Source organism: Chitinophaga sancti, from assembly GCF_034424315.1.
GTDB classification, from domain to species: domain Bacteria; phylum Bacteroidota; class Bacteroidia; order Chitinophagales; family Chitinophagaceae; genus Chitinophaga; species Chitinophaga sancti.
In genome coordinates, this window is record NZ_CP139972.1 from 2,930,129 (window position 1) to 2,948,004 (window position 17,876).

Annotated in this window: 18 protein-coding genes; 8 read left to right on the plus strand and 10 right to left on the minus strand. The window is 44.6% G+C overall.

The window, feature by feature from the left end; all coding sequences use genetic code 11:
• Window position 1: 1 nt before the first annotated feature.
• The 5 genes from U0033_RS11225 to U0033_RS11245 form a co-directional block, all read right to left on the minus strand.
• Entirely contained in the window at window positions 2-544 is a 543-nt protein-coding gene (locus U0033_RS11225) for a YceI family protein (protein WP_072356615.1), read from the minus strand.
• A gap of 11 nt (window positions 545-555) precedes the next feature.
• Window positions 556-960, minus strand: coding sequence for a c-type cytochrome (locus U0033_RS11230; protein ID WP_072356612.1), 405 nt, complete (start codon window positions 958-960; stop codon window positions 556-558).
• Between the two features lie 238 nt (window positions 961-1,198).
• The gene (locus U0033_RS11235; protein ID WP_072356610.1) at window positions 1,199-1,618 is read right to left on the minus strand and encodes an OB-fold protein; all 420 of its coding nucleotides are present in this window, start codon (window positions 1,616-1,618) and stop codon (window positions 1,199-1,201) included.
• A 34-nt stretch (window positions 1,619-1,652) separates the two neighbouring features.
• A complete protein-coding gene (locus tag U0033_RS11240) occupies window positions 1,653-3,086 on the minus strand; it encodes an outer membrane beta-barrel protein (protein ID WP_072356607.1) in 1,434 nt (477 codons plus the stop codon).
• Entirely contained in the window at window positions 3,074-3,616 is a 543-nt protein-coding gene (locus tag U0033_RS11245) for an RNA polymerase sigma factor (protein WP_072356605.1), read from the minus strand. Before U0033_RS11245 ends, U0033_RS11240 begins: the two co-directional genes overlap by 13 nt.
• A gap of 193 nt (window positions 3,617-3,809) precedes the next feature.
• Between U0033_RS11245 and U0033_RS11250 the strand changes: the two genes are divergently transcribed.
• The 3 genes from U0033_RS11250 to U0033_RS11260 all read left to right on the plus strand — a co-directional run bounded on the left by U0033_RS11250 (window position 3,810) and on the right by U0033_RS11260 (window position 6,014).
• A complete protein-coding gene (locus U0033_RS11250) occupies window positions 3,810-4,736 on the plus strand; it encodes a hypothetical protein (protein ID WP_177318513.1) in 927 nt (308 codons plus the stop codon).
• An 18-nt stretch (window positions 4,737-4,754) separates the two neighbouring features.
• Window positions 4,755-4,970 (plus strand): DUF6965 family protein, encoded by a 216-nt coding sequence (locus U0033_RS11255; protein ID WP_072356596.1) that lies wholly within the window; start codon window positions 4,755-4,757, stop codon window positions 4,968-4,970.
• Between the two features lie 102 nt (window positions 4,971-5,072).
• Window positions 5,073-6,014: a helix-turn-helix domain-containing protein gene (locus U0033_RS11260; protein ID WP_072356594.1), complete on the plus strand. Its 942-nt coding sequence runs from the start codon at window positions 5,073-5,075 to the stop codon at window positions 6,012-6,014.
• 270 nt (window positions 6,015-6,284) lie between these two features.
• On the opposite strand, the gene U0033_RS11265 is transcribed toward U0033_RS11260, so the two are convergent.
• The 5 genes from U0033_RS11265 to U0033_RS11285 all read right to left on the minus strand — a co-directional run bounded on the left by U0033_RS11265 (window position 6,285) and on the right by U0033_RS11285 (window position 12,493).
• On the minus strand, window positions 6,285-6,911 hold the full coding sequence (locus U0033_RS11265) for a hypothetical protein (RefSeq protein WP_072356591.1): 627 nt from the start codon (window positions 6,909-6,911) through the stop codon (window positions 6,285-6,287).
• A 32-nt stretch (window positions 6,912-6,943) separates the two neighbouring features.
• On the minus strand, window positions 6,944-9,355 hold the full coding sequence (gene galA, locus U0033_RS11270) for a beta-galactosidase GalA (RefSeq protein ID WP_072356589.1): 2,412 nt from the start codon (window positions 9,353-9,355) through the stop codon (window positions 6,944-6,946).
• A 220-nt stretch (window positions 9,356-9,575) separates the two neighbouring features.
• Entirely contained in the window at window positions 9,576-11,735 is a 2,160-nt protein-coding gene (locus U0033_RS11275; protein ID WP_245801697.1) for a multicopper oxidase domain-containing protein, read from the minus strand.
• Between the two features lie 56 nt (window positions 11,736-11,791).
• A complete protein-coding gene (locus U0033_RS11280) occupies window positions 11,792-12,106 on the minus strand; it encodes a hypothetical protein (RefSeq protein WP_072356583.1) in 315 nt (104 codons plus the stop codon).
• Window positions 12,107-12,112: 6 nt separating this feature from the next.
• Window positions 12,113-12,493, minus strand: coding sequence for a LytR/AlgR family response regulator transcription factor (locus U0033_RS11285; protein WP_072356580.1), 381 nt, complete (start codon window positions 12,491-12,493; stop codon window positions 12,113-12,115).
• 143 nt (window positions 12,494-12,636) lie between these two features.
• On the opposite strand from U0033_RS11285, the gene U0033_RS11290 reads away from it, so the two are divergent.
• The 5 genes from U0033_RS11290 (at window position 12,637) to U0033_RS11310 (ending at window position 17,860) form a co-directional block, all read left to right on the plus strand.
• Window positions 12,637-12,795 carry a hypothetical protein gene (locus U0033_RS11290; protein WP_177318512.1) on the plus strand — a complete coding sequence of 53 codons (159 nt, stop codon included), beginning with the start codon at window positions 12,637-12,639 and terminating at the stop codon, window positions 12,793-12,795.
• A 721-nt stretch (window positions 12,796-13,516) separates the two neighbouring features.
• Window positions 13,517-14,107, plus strand: a complete 591-nt coding sequence (locus tag U0033_RS11295) for a DUF4255 domain-containing protein (protein WP_072356575.1) — start codon at window positions 13,517-13,519, stop codon at window positions 14,105-14,107.
• Window positions 14,108-14,114: 7 nt separating this feature from the next.
• Window positions 14,115-15,392: a hypothetical protein gene (locus U0033_RS11300; RefSeq protein ID WP_072356572.1), complete on the plus strand. Its 1,278-nt coding sequence runs from the start codon at window positions 14,115-14,117 to the stop codon at window positions 15,390-15,392.
• 37 nt (window positions 15,393-15,429) lie between these two features.
• Window positions 15,430-16,836: a phage tail sheath family protein gene (locus tag U0033_RS11305; protein ID WP_072356570.1), complete on the plus strand. Its 1,407-nt coding sequence runs from the start codon at window positions 15,430-15,432 to the stop codon at window positions 16,834-16,836.
• Window positions 16,837-16,861: 25 nt separating this feature from the next.
• Window positions 16,862-17,860 carry a hypothetical protein gene (locus U0033_RS11310; protein WP_072356567.1) on the plus strand — a complete coding sequence of 333 codons (999 nt, stop codon included), beginning with the start codon at window positions 16,862-16,864 and terminating at the stop codon, window positions 17,858-17,860.
• Window positions 17,861-17,876: the final 16 nt, after the last annotated feature.

A 17,876-nucleotide genomic window follows, 5' to 3' on the forward strand; every position in this document is an offset into this window, starting at 1 on the left:
ATTATTTTGATAACGCAGTGCAGGCAGCAACTACCTGTACTGTGATTTCTGAAGCAATTTTATCTTTTACCAGCGAAGGAATTTTAATATCGAAATCGGAAGGCTTGACTTTGAAGTCAGCTTTGCCGGTTACTTTACCGTCGGTTAGTTCCAGTTCTGCGGGTGCGCTTACCGGTTTGGTTACGCCATGCATGGTAAGGTTACCACTGATCTGGACCTTGTAAGTACCCGGCGCAGTGCCTACGTTGCCGTTGATAGTACCGGTGAACTGGGCTTTCGGGAACTTGTCACTTTCAATATAGTTCTCGTTGTAATGGTCCTGCATCAGTTGTTTTTCAAACAGAAAGTTCTTTTGCAGGAGGGTAAGGGCAATTGTTTTTTTCCCCAGATCGATGGCAGCTACAACTTGCCTGTTTTCCGCCCTGATATCTTCAAGTGAAGTTTTGGAATAGAAATTAATCTTTCCATTGCGCGTCATAAATGTCTGGGCTTTAGCTGGCAGGTAAAACAAACTGGCCAGCGCCATTACATACATTGGTTTCATATGTTCCTGTTTTAATTATTTTGAGCACCGCGGGCGATCCAGTCTTTGATGGTGTTGATTTTGCAATCAGAGAGTTTGGCACCGCCTTGTGGCATGGCAGGATAACCGGTGGCGTGTGTGATGACACCGACCAGGTTACCGTTGTTTACCTGAGTTAATACCTTAGCATAAGTATCCAAAGATATACCACCGCTGGCGCTGCCGTTGCCATGACAGCTGTAGCAGTTAGCAGAGAGAATAGGCTGTACATTGGCAGCATATTTCATGTTTACGGTGTCGCAGGTAGTGCCACCGGTGCCGGTAGTATCTGTACCTGGGTTGGTCAGATCCTTTTCATTGTTTTTGGAGCAGGATGTTACTAAGGTCAGGCAATATACGATTGCGATGGCTGACAGGAAGAAGAATACACGCTTCATAATTTGTGATTTTATTGAGTTGTGAGGATGGCTGTTTTCGTTTTATTTAGCAATGAGAATGGCAGTCTATTTCTGTTAGAAATAGTATAGCTTATTTGTTTTTTGCTTTTTGCTTTTTGCTTTTTGCTTATTTAGCTTATCGCTTTTTGCTTAACTGGCTTTTGCTTATTTGCTTTTGCTTATTTGCTTTTGCTTATTTAGAATAGAATAGTTTACCTGCTTTTTTAGTACAAGAAAATTATTTTGTGTTCAGAATAGTTGCATCTACCAGGCTTACATCCATCAGGAAACCTGTACATTTTCCTTTTACACGAATGGTTTCGCCGCTTTTGGGCAATTGGTTTGTGTTATCTGCCAGGCTACAGTTTACGCCACCGGGATCAGTTTCACCTGCGGAGAGTAGTACGGATACTTCTTTACCATTTTGCTCTACATTCATGACAGTACCAGTTACTTCCAGTACTTTGTTCTCATACAGTTTACCTGCAGTCTTTTCATCTCTGGCATAAGTGCCGTACAGTTCTCTGGCAGTCACACTGTCATCTGTGTGCGCTTCGGCAGCGGTTGTTCTTGGTTTGTTGTACAGGTAGTAGCCTGTTCCTCCTGCCATTAGGCATAGGAATACCGCTGCGAAAAGGATTGTCTTTTTTCGCGTCATACAATTTTGATTTTAAAGTTGGAAGCCTACACGATCAACGGATAGATTTCGTAATGCCAATGTTGATGCCCATACTGGTAATAGGCAGGTCTCCGATACCGAGGCCTTTGGCAGGTATTTTCAAATATGGTTCTACGCGGAGCTTACCTATTGCGCCCAGGTTGTGTTCCAATCCCACTCCCACGTGTATAATAGAAAACCAGTTCTGAGTTGCATTTGTATACGCCCAGGAGCTGTTTTTCAGATCCCCTGACATCGTCATATATTTATAAGCATAGTCTTCTTTTTTCATGAGGTAAGATGACAGTCCTGCGTTGGCGTACCAACTGGTGTTCTTACCGTTTTTGATAAAGTAGCGGACGTTGACTGGTATTTCGTACATATTACAGTAGCCGTCTACGTTAACTATTTTCCAGTCCTGGATATAAGGAATTTTTTCTTTGTTAAAATAGCTTCCTTCAGAATAATAGTTTTTATGATCATAGAGCAGACCGGTTTCTACCGCGAAGCTGCGGGAGATGCGGTAGCCGAGTATGATGCCGGCGCCATAGCCCACTTTTTCTACGTGTTGCATTTTCACAGTGCTGATGTCAGGGCTGGCGATGATACCGAAGTAGAGGCCAGTCTGCACCTGGGCAGGTGATTGTTTTTTGGTTATGGGAGCTGCAGTTACAGGTGTAGCTGTTGTTACAGGCATGCCTGTTCTTAGCAGCGTTGTTCCTTCTGGCAGCGGAATATGCTGTACCGGTACGGCGATAGCTGGCGTTGTAGTACTGTCTGCAGGGAGTATTGTTGGTACTGCTGCAAAAGTGAGTGCTGAATGACTTGTGGCAACGTCAATAACGGGGCCGGATGTCTGAATATTGTTTTCGTTTGTTGTTTTACCGGGATGTTGTCTGTTAATGGTTAACCCGGGATCGGTGGCAAGCGAAATAGTATGTTTTAATGAAGATGTGTTTTTATTAGAGAATGTATTTGTTTTAGAGATTGAGTTTGAGTTTGAATTAGCAATTGAGTTGGTTTTAGCAACTGAGTTGGTTTTAGAGATTGTGTTTGAATTAGCAACTGAATTGGTTTTAGTAACTGAGTTGGTTTTAGCGATTGAATTTGAATTAGCAACTGAGTTGGTATTAGTCGCAGGATTCTTTCCTGAAACTGAATCATTAGTATCCCTGGCAGCAGTTCCTTTATCAATTGCTGTATTTGTTTCGATTACTGTTCCAGTACGCGGCAGCTTACCTGTTTCCAGAGGTGGCGCGTAGGTAATAAAAAAAAGTATTGTCAACAGGATGGATACTACCAGCCATACCCACTTATTACCCCGCACGCTGTCTACCGCAGTTCCCTGCGGCTGCGCTGACTGCAAACGGCGACTGAGAGCATCCCAGTCCGCACCATCCGTTTTTAAGGGATACTGCGACGCCGCATTGCGGAATAATTCGTCCATATCGTCATCTAAAAGCTGCATATATCAAATTCCTGTATGCCGTTATTTATTTTCTTCTTTAAATGTTCTCTTGCTTTTGACAGATTTGATTTTGAAGTACCTAAACTGATATTCAGCTTGTCTGCAATTTCCTGGTGGGAAAACCCATCAATTACATACATGTTAAATACGACCTGATAGGAAGGAGGTAATTCTTTGATCAGTATGATCAGTTCTTTATAATATAACTTTTGTTCTGCGGATTGCCCCATATCGGGTTGTTCCCATACGTATTCCGGGATTCCCCCTATTTCCGGGATCATATTTTTCCGGCGCAGTTCATCGATGGCCGTGTTGACCATGATTTTGCGCATCCACCCCAGGAGCATTTTTTCCAGATGCTCTCCTTCATCATAGGTAAACCTGTCAAACCGGCTGAATAGTTTTACAAAACCATCATTTACCACCTCGGTCGCTTTCTCATACCTGTATATATACCTGAACACAATTTTCAGGGCATATGCATAATAGCGTTCGTACAGAAGCCGCTGGCACCTGGGCTGTGCATGCATACACCCTTCTATTATGGTCTTAAGTTGTTCCAAATGAGTAGCCGTCTGTATTTAATCTATACATTTATAATACGGAACCTGGCGCTGAAAGGTTGCCTGTACCTGAAAATATTTTTTAACAACTGTTTATCAGTTGGTTATGTAATATTGCGGGCTATTAAACCTAAGAGATGAAATATGGATCTAAAATAATATGAAATTATCACATGCTATCGGCTACTGCTCTCTGATGCTGGCACTGAGCACTGCTTGTCACAGAAAAATAGCTCCACAGGAGCCTCATACGTCCAGCGCGGTTGAGACAGGAGATAAGGCGCCCGGAGGACTTGAGGCAGATAACCATGGTGCCGGTTCTTCCGCAGCAGATCGTAATGCTACTGGTGCGGTTACTGGCGCACAAGGGCCTGGTGTTTCCGGTCCTGTCACGATCGTACCGGATGGGGATGCTTCCGAGTGGTCACTGCCATTACACTATGCCAACAGCCAATATACGCTGTCTTATAGTATAAGCAATGACTCCCGGAATATTTACGTCTGCATTATGACGACAAATCCCGAAATGCGGCACCGGATCATGAAGGCCGGGATGACGCTTTACTTTGACCCGAAGGGGAAACAGAAGAAAAAAATGGCACTGGTATACCCGGAAAGAAATATGGACGGGATAAAGGTACCTACTGTTTACAATTCAGATGGTTTCCTGAATATGGACAACGGGCAGCATAACCTGACGGATAAAATGGCCGGGATTAAAATCGGGTTAAATCCAATGGCGGATAATGGTGCCCTGGTGTATGAAGTGGCGGTGCCACTGAGCAGGGTGCTGGCCAATGGGCTCACAGAAAAAGCGCTCAGGAAGAATTTCAGCGTGGGGATTGTTGTCAACCAGTTACCTGGCAAACGTGGTGGTCCTGGTGATGGCCAGGGTCAGCGGGGTGGCGGCGGTATGCAGCCCAGGGTGTCTTTTGGAGGCGGAGTAGGTATGGGTGGCATGAGCAGTGGTATGGGAATGGGGATGGGTATAGGCCTGGGTGGAGGCCGTGGCGGTCGTGGGGGTATACCGGACCCGGAAGATGCGACTTGGGCGAGTTTCCGGTTTGCGGCCCCGGAAAAAAAATAAATTCACCATCTTTGCGCCATGAAATATGCTGACAAAGAGATTCAGGAGCTCGAAGAGTTCTATAAAAACGTGACTTTACCCGATTCTATAGAGTTATTCCATAGTACTATTATTAAAGATGTAAAGGCTTTTGTACACAGCCATCTGCAAATTATTAAACTGCGACAGGGCGTACCAGTTTTTGAAGGGTTTTATGACAGACTGGTTTTACTGAAAGAAAAGTTATCTCAATAATCGAACACTGCTATGCAATTCAAACGCTTTTGCCTCCGGCAAAAGCGTTTGCGTTCGGAAGGGGCATTAAAAAGAAATCCCGTAATTTTACCCCCTTTAATTATGAATACGCAGACGCCAATACTGGACATACCATCCACCATAAAACATTACCTGTCTCTTGACAAAAAGGTCGCGCAAAGTTTTGGCATGGATAAATATGATGAGCTCCTGCATCCCGATAACTTCGCTATTCTAAGCAACGAAGGCAGTGTTAAAAACGGAGCTCCCATTAAAACAGATCATTACGCGCTGATCCTTTGTATCAGAGGCACCTGCACCAAGACGGTCGGGCCTTTCACCTTCCAGGTGACACCACAGTCTTTGCATATTGTCTCGCCACGCTTTATCAATTCTTTCGAAAATGCATCTGAAGACCTGTTGCTATACATGGTCATGTTTAAAAAAGAATTTATAGCCGATATCTTTATCAAGCAAAGCGTACTTGATCCCCTGATGGACCTGCACCCCGAATGTCCTCCTATTTACAGCCTTTCTGACCACAATTTTCAAAAGATCAAAACACTCTATGAGAAAATAGATATGGAGTACAAGGAAGAAAATCCTTTCTTTCTGCAACTGATCCGGATACAACTGGTTGAATTACTCTTTGAGGTGAACAGGACTTTCGAGAAATGTGCTGATAGTCGCACGCATTATCAGCTCAGCAGGCAGTATACCCTCTTTATGAACTTCAGGAATCTTGTGGAGGAACATTTTCTTTCTAAAAGAACGGTACAGGAGTATGCAGACCTGCTACATGTATCTGCCAAACATTTAAGTGAGGTGGTGAAACAGGAAACGGGGAAGAATGCTTTGCAGATTATTCATGCAAGGGTGTTTTTAGAAGCGCGGTTAATGCTCTCGACTTCTTCGCTGAGTGTGAAAGAGATTTCGGATCAGTTGAATTTTGATACCAGTTCTCATTTTAGCAGGTTCTTTAAGAAGTTTGCGAATGAGAATCCTTCTGCCTATAAATTTGTCACTAATTCTGCACAAAAGTGAGATGGCTGTGAAATCGCATCTATTCCAATAAGGCGTAAAAAAGACCAATTTCTCCTGTAGCCGGCGAGGCAGGAAAAATTGGTCATGTATTCCGGTTTATTGGTTTTAAAGAATGTGCTATTAGCTTTTACCTTTGCTGCGCAATGAAAATTGCAGTTTTAACAGTTGTAGGTTTAAGTAATAGCCGTTTCGCCTCTGCGTCATGGCTTTTTTTTCTAAAAAACGTTTTCATTCCCATAGGTGAATGCCCTCTTTCATGAAAGTTTTATATTACAAGCCATCCAGTTTCATCGCTTCCAGGATCTGGCAATGATAGATATAATCATATACTGATGTTACCTCTGTAGGATAGTTCAATCCAAATGGCCAAAAGTGCTGACTATCTCCATATAATACTGCTGTTGAATTGCCTGTAAGTGTACGCAACTTTTGTATTGCATATGTACCTGTATACACTCCGCTTACGATCAGCGTATTCCACCATACGCTACTGGTACCGACTCCGACAGTATGCGCTATTTCGTGGAGTGCAGTGGCCTGGTTCATATAGTAGGTATTGGATCCGAAACGGATACTTCCATTAATATTACCGTCGGCAGTAGCAACAGAAGGCACATAGGTGACTGTTATGGCCTTGGTGAAAGTGGTATAATGATTCATATACCAAACAGCGCTATCCATTGCGGCAGTGATAAGGGTATATGCTGCCTGCTCTGCAGATGTGGGATTAGCGGACTTTACCAGGGTATAAGTCACATTGCCAGTAACAGCAGCATCACTGCTGGTACTGGCAACGTTATTGGATTTAAGATCAGGCAGATCTTCTGTTTTTTTACAAGCAGCTACGAGTAGCATAAAAAGGGTGATTGCTACTAGCAAGCGGGGTTTTCTTTCCATTGTTTGGGTTTTGAGGGTTTAAAAATTACACTTTAAAATGTAAGGGTAGCGGACTCCAGCCCATTTCCTGTTGCTTTTAAAACCACTGCTCCGGGCTTGTTTCCTGCTTTAATGATCAACTGTGCATGCCCGTTGAAAAGGCTGCGTTGCCAGGCACCTGGTAAGCATTTGTCAGGTTCATGGCAGCTGGGATCACCATTACCGACACCAATGATGTCTGCATGGCCATCCAGTGAGAAGTGGATCATATCGCCGGCTACGGGCACGGTTCTGCCCTTACTATCCACTACACTCACGTTGACTACGACAGCATCTTCGCCATCTGGCTGCAAAGTTGTTTTTGAGGGGGTTAATACAATCCTTTTAGGAACATCAGTGGTTTCTACCTTGCTGGTGATTTTCTTTCCTTTCTTATAAGCTACCGCTTCGAGGGTGCCAGGTTCATAGTTCACGCTCCAGCGGAGGTGCCCATTTACCGGCATATCTTTTTTTCCAAGGCTTTTGCCATTGAGGAAGAGTTCTACATTTTCTGCGTTGGTATTGATCCATACCAGTATGGGCTGACCTTCTTTACCAGACCAGTTCCAGTGTGGTGCAATGTTCAGTACATCTTTATCTGTCCACCAGGATTGATAATAGTAATAAACATTTTTAGGGAAGCCACATACGTCCATGATGCCGAAGTGAGAGTTGATATTTGGCCAGCTATACGGAGTAGGTTCTCCCCGATAGTCGAAACCGGTCCAGGCAAAACCACCCATGAACCAGGGGCGTACTGCAGCCAGTTTCCACCAGATCTCGGCAGTAGATGCCCAGGCTGGATAGGTACTGTCATAGTCAGGCACATACCCATTTATCGTGTCCTTTACGTACACACCACGGGTGGTAACGGTGCTGGCTACCTCTGTTCCTATTACGGGTTGTTCAGGATGATCTTTGTGATAGCCATCTATTCCACCCAGGTTGTAATTGAAGCCGCGTACAGGAATGACCTGGTTCACACCATAATATACATTTGGCATGTTCGCAGCATAAGTGCTGGTACGGGAAGGATCTAATTCCTTTTGTATAATCAGCTGGTGTTCAGCAATGCGCTTACCGATGTTTGTATACTGTGTCTGGAATTCTTCGTTGCCGATGGACCAGATGAAGATGCTTGGGTGATTCCTGTCTCTCAAGATCAGGCTACGTAATTGTGTTTCGTATTCGGAACCACTATTGAGTAATCTCGCTTCGTCCATAACGATCATACCTAAGCTATCGCAGGCATCCAGCAATTCTGGTGTAGGCGGATTGTGGCTGGTGCGGTATGCGTTGGTACCCATTTCTTTCAGGAGGGCGATCCTGTAATATTGTACGTAGTCAGGCAATGCAACACCTACCCCTGCATGATCCTGGTGGCAGCATACGCCCTGTACTTTGATATTTTTACCATTGAGGAACAATCCCTTGTCCTTGTCCATTACAATGGTACGTACACCGAAACGCACCTTTACGCTATCGATGGTTTTACCGTTGGATTGTACGATGGCAACGGCACGATAGAGGTAAGGATTTTCCAGTGACCAGCGTTGTGGCTGGGTCAGTGTGAGTGCCTGTGTAAGCGTTTTACTTTCGTAGGTAGCCAGTGATAAGGGTTGTGGCTTACTCTGTGCCAGTGTTTTGCCTTCCCTGTTGGTGATAACCGTGTAAACGGTGGCATTGGCGGCTGCAATGTTATCATTCTTTACAGTGGTTTCGATGGTCACTGTGGCGTCGTTTCCTTTGTCGCTGGTGTGAACGAATACACCACCATCGGATGCGATATGCAGGTTATTGAATACATTGAGCCATACGTGGCGGTAGATGCCTGCACCTTCGTAGAACCAACCTTCGTTTTGGGTGGCGTCGGCACGCACTACAAGTACGTTTGGTTTATCGAATTGGAGTACGTCGGTAATGTCGTAGGAGGCAGCCGTGTAACCACTGAAGTTACTACCTACGTAGTAACCGTTTACCCATACCTTGCTATCGCGGTATACGCCATCCAGTTGGATCACGAAGCGGTTGCCGGAATCGGCGCGGGCTACGTCAAATGATTTGCGGTACCAGCCGATGCTGTTTTCGGGGAATCCGCCGCCTACTGGTTTGTAGCCTTTACCTTCGAGGTCGCCTTTTTTTGAATATTGGAATGGCAGTCCGACAGCCCAGTCGTGTGGGAGTTGGATGTCCTGCCAGGTGTTGTCATTGAACCTGGGTTCGATGCAGGTGTTATTTGCGGAACCCGATTTTGAGAAAGCGGTTTCGAGGCCGTAGTTGAAATCTCTTTCTGCGTTGCCGGCATGGCCCAGGGAGAATTTCCAGTTTGAATCGAAGTTGATGTGTCTGCGCAGTGGTGACTGTGCGGAGGCTGTGAAGCCGATGGTTAATGCTGTGAATAAAAGCAGCAAGTCTTTTCTAATCATAATATTGATTTTCCGTACGTGGGTGGAAAGGCAATATAGGAATTAATAATTGTAAAAAAGACAGTTTTTATCATATTAAGGGGTGAAATAAAATGCGCAGACATTGCTTCTGCCTTCGGCACAAGCGATGTCTGCGCGGGGCGATTTGATGGCCTGGTAACCGCGGGCTATCAAATCGCATCATGCCGGAAAATGCCGGTTAATATTGGCTAAGTATCTGTTAATATCTGAGGGTTATACCTGCCCCAAATCCCATATCACTATCATAGTGTGTAGACAAAGACAAATAATTCGTCCAGATGTAGCGGAAGCCAGCCATATATTCCCTATCGGTATTTGCCATGAACTGGAGGCGCAGACGGCGGGTGATGGGAATATCTTCGCGGCTGAGTTGCAACCTGAGTTTACCATCAGTATCGATGGAGGCATCTGCGGTGAGCAGCATGGGCAATGTATATTCCACACCGGCGTGCAGTACACCTCTTTTATTGCGGGTATTGACCTGACCGAATAAATTCTTTTCCGGCTGTTTTTCACGGCGATAACGGAAATCCCATCCAATGTAAGGGAACAGCCACTGCATCCGGCCTATATAGCGGCCCAGATGGCTTTCTGTTTCGTAGCCATTTTCTGCATTCAGGCCTACTCTCCATTCTGTCGTGAACCGGTAACGGGTGTTGGAGAATTGTAAGTTACCATCACTCCCGTTGCTTTCTAAACCAATTTCCGCCATTGTATGAATCTGACGGTCGTCTGCTTTTATCTTCCTGTAAGATTGCTCAGGGTTGGGCAGTTCCGGATTGGCAGGAGAATTTTCGTAACTGAATACTCTGCCCATGCCACTCATCATGTGGTAGAGAATATGACAATGAAAGAACCAGTCTCCACTTTCGGTAGCGGCAAACTCAATGGTATCTCTTTCCATTGGCAGAATATCAAGCGTGTGTTTAAGGGGGGAATAATCCCCCTGTCCATTGAGCACACGAAAGAAGTGACCATGCAGGTGCATAGGATGCCGCATCATCGTGTTGTTGTATAAAATGATGCGAACGTTCTCTCCTTTTTTGATGAGGATCTTATCTGATTCGGAAACGGTTTTATTATTGATCGTCCATACGTAGCGGTTCATATTTCCTGTGAGATCAAAATGAAGTTCTTTGACAGGACCGGTGGGCAGACTTGTTTTTTCTGTAGCACGGAGCATACTGTAATTGAGGGTAACAAGATCATCATTATTACTCATATGCATATGATCCATGTGCTCCATTTTTCCAGCGGGCTTCTTTTTCCTGTCCAGTTCCGGGTACATCACTGTATTCATATCCATTTGCTGTGCAGACATATCCATCCCCATATCATCCATATCCCCGTTCATTTTCATCATCCCATTCATCATCTTCATGCCATCAAAGTATCTCAACCGGGGTAAGCGATTTGCAGGCATTGCCATGCCACTACCTAATAAGACAGCGGTATGACCTGTTCTATCTTCTGAAGTAGCCAGCAACTCGTACTGCATATCTTCCGGAACCGTGACGACCACATCGTATGTTTCAGCTACGCCTATAATTAACCGGTCTACTTCTACAGGTTCCACATCCTTCCCATCATTCGCTACTACTGTCATCTTTCCTCCTGAATAATTAAGCCAGAAGTAGGTAGAAGAGCTCCCATTTACTATACGCAATCTCACTTTATCGCCGGCTTTATATTGCGGCAGGGTGTCCTGTATTTTACCATTAGAGAGAAAATGATCGTAATACACATCACTCACATCCATCGCCTGCATGCGCTTCCATTCATTCGTTACCTTAGTACCGAATTTACCTGCTTTAATTGCCTCTCCATAACTCTGCACGCTATTCTTCTTTACAGCAAACCAGTCCGAAGCATTATGCAGGTACCTGTTCACTGTATTTGGATTCATGTGGGTATAATCACTTAGTACAAGCGTGTATTCATGCCGGGGCTTTTCATTTTTTTTATGGATCACGATAGCACCGTATAGCCCACTCTGTTCCTGGAACATGGTATGGGAATGATACCAGTAAGTTCCATTCTGTACAAGGGGGAATTTATATTCATGTGTCTCGCCGGCTTTGATAGGGGCTGTAGTCAGGTAAGAAACGCCATCATACCTGTTAGGCAACAGGATGCCATGCCAGTGAATGCTCGTTTCCATTCCCATCTGGTTATGCACGTAGATGAGTGCGGTATCGCCTTCTGTAAATTCGAGTACGGGTCCGGGGCTACCGCCGTTGATGGTCATTTCATGGTGCATATGACCATGGTCAATATAAAGGTCATATCGCACCGTTTGCTGTGCAATAGCTGCTGTAGCCAGCATTATCAGGGTAAGTACAGATAATAGTTTCTTCACCTGATAAAGGTAAATCAGGAAGAGGTATAGAATTTCGGTGGAGTTGTATATAATTTTTAGTTCTTACTGAAGGGTACTCTTATAAACGGAGATTCCCATTGTTCAAAGTCATGCTTATACATTTCGTCCACTTTGTACCAGGTGCCGGAAAGCGCTTGTTCCGGTGCTGGCCCCACACGGCAGCGATGCTTATATTCCAGCACAATCCCTTTAGAGATCGTACTCTTTTGAATCACTTTGGGTGTAGGTAGCTGAGTGCCCGAAACAATAAAAGGCGCCCTTTTTTTCCCTGATCTGAATAATAATATCGACGCTGCGATAACTACAACCGGCAGAAGGCAAAATAATTCCTTCGCTAAGTTACTGTCCATAAAAAACTAAAGTATCCCTGTTTGCTGCAAAATAGCCACCTGCATGGCTGCCTTGTCTACAGCCTGCAGGAAACGGTCATACTGAAATGGTTTTAAGAGAAAATCTGCTGCCCGTGCATTGAATCCTTCGATCGCATATTCGCTGTAAGTAGTTGTAAAAACAACTATCATTTTGCGGGGCAATGATTTGTAAAAGTCCAATCCTGATATATTTGGCATCCTGATATCAATAAACAATACGTCTATAACATGTTCGTCCAGATATTTTAGTGCTGCTGCCGTGCTTGTAAATACTTGCTCCAGGCTGATAAGATCTGTTTTATTACAATATGTTTCGATAACCTGCAATGCAGGTGGTTCATTATCTATTGCTATTGCTGTCATCATGCCAGGTCCATTGAAAGTTGACCAGAAAATTCATTTTCGCTTTCCGGCACAGGCGCATACTGCCATAGTATACTCCCTGTGAACAGGAAGGGCAGCGTACCTATCATAATGAATGCCAGCAAGATGCAGCTCAAATATAATACATGCTGCTGCTGAAAATATATGACGGGAATCAGCCTGCAATAATTGATATAAAACAGCAGCAAGCTCCCGGCATTGCCGATGAGGTTCCTAAGATCAGAACGGGAAAAGTATCCCGTTCCCTCAGCAGGCTGGGAAGAGAGAAAGAGAGGTACGAATAAAAATGCTGTACTCTCTGATATATGATACCCAAAATACGTATTGCGGCCCCCTGACATGAATACTGATTCTCGTCTTTTTTTTAAAGAAAGGAAAAGTTTTAACCCCGTTACGGATATTATGCAATTTGGTAATTTTACCCTTTCCCCAAAAAGGAATGAGGTAAACAGTCATTATTTGTAGGTGTAAATTAGATTTACCGTACTTCTACGCACAAAGTTCCGGGCAAATACTGAGGTTGTTTTCACAGCAGGAATGTAACTTGCATGGAAACTAATCGAACACGGAAAAAATTAAAGCCCCGGATTTGTTTGAATTTCAAGATTTAGTTTTAATTTCACTACACATTTACCTTTTACCCCCAAAAGTATTAGATAATTATTATTGATAAAACCTAAAAGGTAAGTGATCACAACATTCATTATTTGGAAGAACCTGGATTTTCAACTGTTTAATTTATTTACCCCCAAACACAACTACGCAGTCATGAATCACCGTTGATTTTGATCGAACTGAAGCGCGTCTGTGACCAGAGAATTCCCGCCACAGCAGGGAATAATAGGTTTATAACTGTTTGTTTAAGACTTATTTTCAATACCAGCCGCAAGCGGCAGTGGAATGTATTTTTATTCCCGGAATGAGCAAAAAATAAGTCTGTAACAATTATACTTATCACGATATCGTGATATGGTAATTTCATGTCGTTAAACTAATCAATTAGCAATGATTGATCGTGCACTACTACTATTAAAAGAAGAGCTGGAATCATATCTGAGCATCGCTGATGCTGCAGCAACTGTTGTCATTGACAACATTGGTCTGTTTGAAACGGCTGCCGGCACACAACTCCCGGACAATATCGTACTGACGCTTGTCAACCTCGAGGAAGAAAGTACATTAAAGAATAATACACCCCTGAAAAAAGGTTACAGCAGCGCTGTATACCAGAATCCTCCGGTGTTTCTGAACCTGTATGTGCTATTTGTATGCAACTATGGTGGCAATAAGTACATTGATGCGTTGAAGCGTTTGAGTTATATCATACAGTTTGTACAAGGAAAGAATTCATTTCACTATGCTTCTGATACCGGCAGTTTGCCTCCCGGCGAAGATATACTGGATATGAAGTTTACCCTGGAACTTTATACCCTGACCTTCGAGCAGATCAACCATCTGTGGGGATCTCTGGGAGGCAGACAAATGCCGTTTGCGATGTATAAACTCCGCCTTATCGCACTCACATCGAACAACAGGCTGAGAGAAGTTCCACTAATCGAAGAAATTGAAAATAATAACGTTTCCATAAACAGGTGATCCCAGCATGCAAACTATATATAAAATATTGTTTGAGGTCAAGGTGCTACATGAATACTATCTCACTAATCCCAAAGGTGATACAGTATTTGATCTGGACAACCAGGCTGACCGCCTGATCTTTCTTAATGACAGGCTGGATAAGGATGCTGCATCTGTCAATAACGACATCAGTTTTGACCTGACACCGGAACTGTTACAACTGTTTAAAGATCATCATCTGCGCCTGCTTCCCTCCTATTCCGGTTGTAAGGTAGGCATTGAGGTGAACGCTTCTTTCCTGCCTGACGGCACGCGGGTATATACGCCTAAAATACCACTGCCGGCAGATCTGCCCATTACACTATTCATCCGGGTAAAGAATCCCGTCTTTCATACCATTACTAATTCACGTATTGTTACACCCGTGCCAGCCACCTATTACTTTAGTAATGACAGTGTGCTCAGTGCACTCAATTTCCCTTCGCTCAGCAGCCGCATTGCTGACTTTACCGCCGGCTACACATATGAGCAGGGAGAACTTGCGACGATCGCTCCCAACAGCGTAAAGGCATATTATTCCGATAATAACGCCGATAAGTGGTTGCCCCTCCACGGCAATGATTACGTGAATGAGGGCGATCGTTGTTTGTTGCCATTACGGTTTAACTTTACGTTTCCTGCCGGTACTAATGTATCCCAGGCCACCTTTACACTGAAGGATGGTGCAGGTACTGTGCTCAATACCTTTGTTGCACAAAATACAGGTGGCTTACAAAAAGTGGCACTCAATTACAGTGCGCTCTCCCTGGTCAACTATATTAAGTATTCACTCGAAGTAACAGGCGACAATGGTTACTCCTGGATCCGCCCTGTTATCTTCACCAATACAAATGGCTGGGCCACCCTGCAATTCAAACCACGCGTGACCAATGCAGCCTTTAACCTGCTGGATGACCAGGGATACCTCATCACCCGCAAACCGCCCGTAGGCAACATTAACGACCCTCCTGTATTCGAACTGAGAATTCCCAGCAGGCTCACCTACTGGCGATATGTACATACAAACCGTTTACCTTTCGATCAGAACAATTACCCCAATGAATTATTGAATTATCAGAACGGTTTACTCATCAGTAAAAGCCCCAGGAATTCCACTATACAATCCACTTATTTTCAGAAAGCAGACAATTCATTTTTCTTCCTGCCCAATCCGGAAGATTATACACTACTCCGCAATGAAAATAAGCAGTTGTTCACCGAAATCATGCTGCCCCCTTCTAAACTCTTTCCGGTAGCACCTTAACCACATTCAATCTTTAAATTTTTATAAACAAGAACATATGGCAGAATATAAAACCCCGGGCGTCTACATAGAAGAGATTCCCAAATTGCCCCCTTCCATCGCTTCCGTAGAAACAGCTATTCCTGCCTTTATCGGCTATACGGAAAAGGCGCAGTGGAAAGTAGCCGGCGATCTCACCAACAAACCATGGCGCATTGCATCCATGCTGGAATACGAACTGTATTTTGGTGGTGCCAAACCTGATGCAGGTATCGAAATCACCGTCGATACCACACAGGGTAAAGTGGATATTCAGGGGTCCATCAATGCAGAACTCCGCTCCAAATACCTGATGTATTATTCCCTGCAAATGTTCTTTATCAATGGCGGAGGACCTTGCTATATCACTTCTGTAGGCGGCTATTCTGACGGTGATGTCATTCTCGATGCTGATCTGCAGGGGGGTCTTGCAGAAGTAGAAAAGATCGATGAGGTGACCCTGCTGCTCTTCCCCGATGCGATTAACCTGGCCAGTGCGGGCAACTACTATGCACTGTACTCCCTGGCTATTGCACAGTGTGTGAAACTGAAAGATCGTTTTACAGTACTGGATGTATATACTGATCCTGCAAATGCGGGCAACTGGCGCCTGGATGTAGATTTCCTGCGTAACACACTTTCTGGTACGACTGACGATCTGAAATATGCAGCTGTCTATTTCCCACGCATTTATACAAGAGCCGATTTTACCTACAATGAAGGTGATGTAAAAATCATTAGCAAAGGTGCAGGCGATATCGGGGCCACCCTCACAGAGCTCAAATCCAACAACAACGCTTATTACAATATGGCACGCGGCGCCATTAATGATATACAGATGCTGCTGCCTGCTTCTGCTGCTGTTGTAGGTGTATATGCCACTGTCGATAACAACCGCGGTGTATGGAAAGCACCTGCCAATGTGAATATCGAATACGCAGTTGCACCTGAATTGCTCATCACTCAGGAAGAGCAGGAAAGCCTGAACGTAGATACCACTGCAGGTAAGTCTATCAACGTGATCCGTTCGTTTCCCGGCAGAGGCCCTGCCATCATCTGGGGTGCACGTACGCTGGCGGGTAATGATAACGAATGGCGCTACATTCCTGTGAGGCGTTTTTTCAACATGGTAGAAGAGTCTACCAAAAACGCCGCCCAGCAATTTGTATTCGAACCAAACGACCGCAATACATGGATCAGGGTGAGATCTATGATTGAAAACTACCTCACCCAGCAATGGAAGGCAGGCGCACTGATGGGCACTACCACCCGCGAAGCCTTCTATGTAAGGATAGGTCTGGGCGAAACCATGACAGAACAGGACGTCTGGGAAGGTCGTATGATAGTGGAAATAGGATTGGCGGTAGTAAGACCTGCCGAATTTATCATACTCCGTTTCATGCATAAAATGCTGACGGAGGCGTAAAATTTAACCTTTCAAATGATTTGTTATGGACATACCGCAAAAACAACAATCCACCAACACCGATAAATGTAAGGACAAGGATAACGCCACCCAGAAGAGCATCAATACCCAACGCAGTATTGTATGCAATAATCTCTATGATACCGCTGCTTCACTGGGTAAGGCGGAAAAAAGATACGACGGCGCCAGCGAACTGCTGAACGACAAGAAATGTCTCTTTGTAAAAACAGAAGACAACTACCGCCGTTATCGCAACCTGGAGATGACAACAGCCACCAAGCTGCTCATCACCAACGAATCGCTGAAGTCTAACATGGACACCTACAAAAAGTGGAACACGGCCCTGGGTGCTGCACTGAAAGACATTGCGAAAAAAGCGAAGGAAGTAAAAACAAAATTCGCCGACCTGAAAGATGCGGCCGGGAAACTGGACAGCGCGATCAATGATAGCTGCAACTGCGCCCAATACAAAGCACTCACCGGTAAGAGCCGTGAGAACTGCAACTGTGGCGAAGGCGGTAAACAGGTGATCGCAGCCTGTGCACAATCAGAAGAGATCCTGAATGATCTCGTGAATATGCCAAAGGCACTGGCCTCTGATATTGACACTATCTTCCAGAGTACTGCGGATGTAGCGGGTATCCAACTCTTCTCCAACCTGGAAACACTGGAACCGCTGGAGAAAACATTGTCTGACCAGTCTAAACTGTTTGAAGCACACATCAACCAGGTGATGAAAACACGTAAGACGGACCTGGACAAACTGCAGGATGATGTCGTGAAGCAGGTACAGGAAGTAACGAAGGCAGTGACCGATCGTCATTATCAACGCAGTATACTGGAAGGTTATTACGATGCTGCAAGGCATTTGTGCTGTCCTCCGTGCGACTGTGTACAGGTATGTGAAAGCAACTATTCACCGCGTCTGAAAGGGTGCAGCGATGCCATCTGCAACATCTGTGATGAAGTAAAAGATGCCTTCTGCTGTAAGCCTGTCAACCAGGAAGAAGAAGCTAATTGTTAAAATCTAAAACCCCGGA

Coding starts and splice junctions, on each gene's coding strand:
- U0033_RS11225 (WP_072356615.1), bottom strand. CDS start 544: ATGAAACCAATGTATGTAATGGCGCTGGCCAGTTTGTTTTACCTGCCA.
- U0033_RS11230 (WP_072356612.1), bottom strand. CDS start 960: ATGAAGCGTGTATTCTTCTTCCTGTCAGCCATCGCAATCGTATATTGC.
- U0033_RS11235 (WP_072356610.1), bottom strand. CDS start 1,618: ATGACGCGAAAAAAGACAATCCTTTTCGCAGCGGTATTCCTATGCCTA.
- U0033_RS11240 (WP_072356607.1), bottom strand. CDS start 3,086: ATGCAGCTTTTAGATGACGATATGGACGAATTATTCCGCAATGCGGCG.
- U0033_RS11245 (WP_072356605.1), bottom strand. CDS start 3,616: ATGCATGCACAGCCCAGGTGCCAGCGGCTTCTGTACGAACGCTATTAT.
- U0033_RS11250 (WP_177318513.1), top strand. CDS start 3,810: ATGAAATTATCACATGCTATCGGCTACTGCTCTCTGATGCTGGCACTG.
- U0033_RS11255 (WP_072356596.1), top strand. CDS start 4,755: ATGAAATATGCTGACAAAGAGATTCAGGAGCTCGAAGAGTTCTATAAA.
- U0033_RS11260 (WP_072356594.1), top strand. CDS start 5,073: ATGAATACGCAGACGCCAATACTGGACATACCATCCACCATAAAACAT.
- U0033_RS11265 (WP_072356591.1), bottom strand. CDS start 6,911: ATGGAAAGAAAACCCCGCTTGCTAGTAGCAATCACCCTTTTTATGCTA.
- galA (WP_072356589.1), bottom strand. CDS start 9,355: ATGATTAGAAAAGACTTGCTGCTTTTATTCACAGCATTAACCATCGGC.
- U0033_RS11280 (WP_072356583.1), bottom strand. CDS start 12,106: ATGGACAGTAACTTAGCGAAGGAATTATTTTGCCTTCTGCCGGTTGTA.
- U0033_RS11285 (WP_072356580.1), bottom strand. CDS start 12,493: ATGATGACAGCAATAGCAATAGATAATGAACCACCTGCATTGCAGGTT.
- U0033_RS11290 (WP_177318512.1), top strand. CDS start 12,637: ATGCTGCTGCTGAAAATATATGACGGGAATCAGCCTGCAATAATTGAT.
- U0033_RS11295 (WP_072356575.1), top strand. CDS start 13,517: ATGATTGATCGTGCACTACTACTATTAAAAGAAGAGCTGGAATCATAT.
- U0033_RS11300 (WP_072356572.1), top strand. CDS start 14,115: ATGCAAACTATATATAAAATATTGTTTGAGGTCAAGGTGCTACATGAA.
- U0033_RS11305 (WP_072356570.1), top strand. CDS start 15,430: ATGGCAGAATATAAAACCCCGGGCGTCTACATAGAAGAGATTCCCAAA.
- U0033_RS11310 (WP_072356567.1), top strand. CDS start 16,862: ATGGACATACCGCAAAAACAACAATCCACCAACACCGATAAATGTAAG.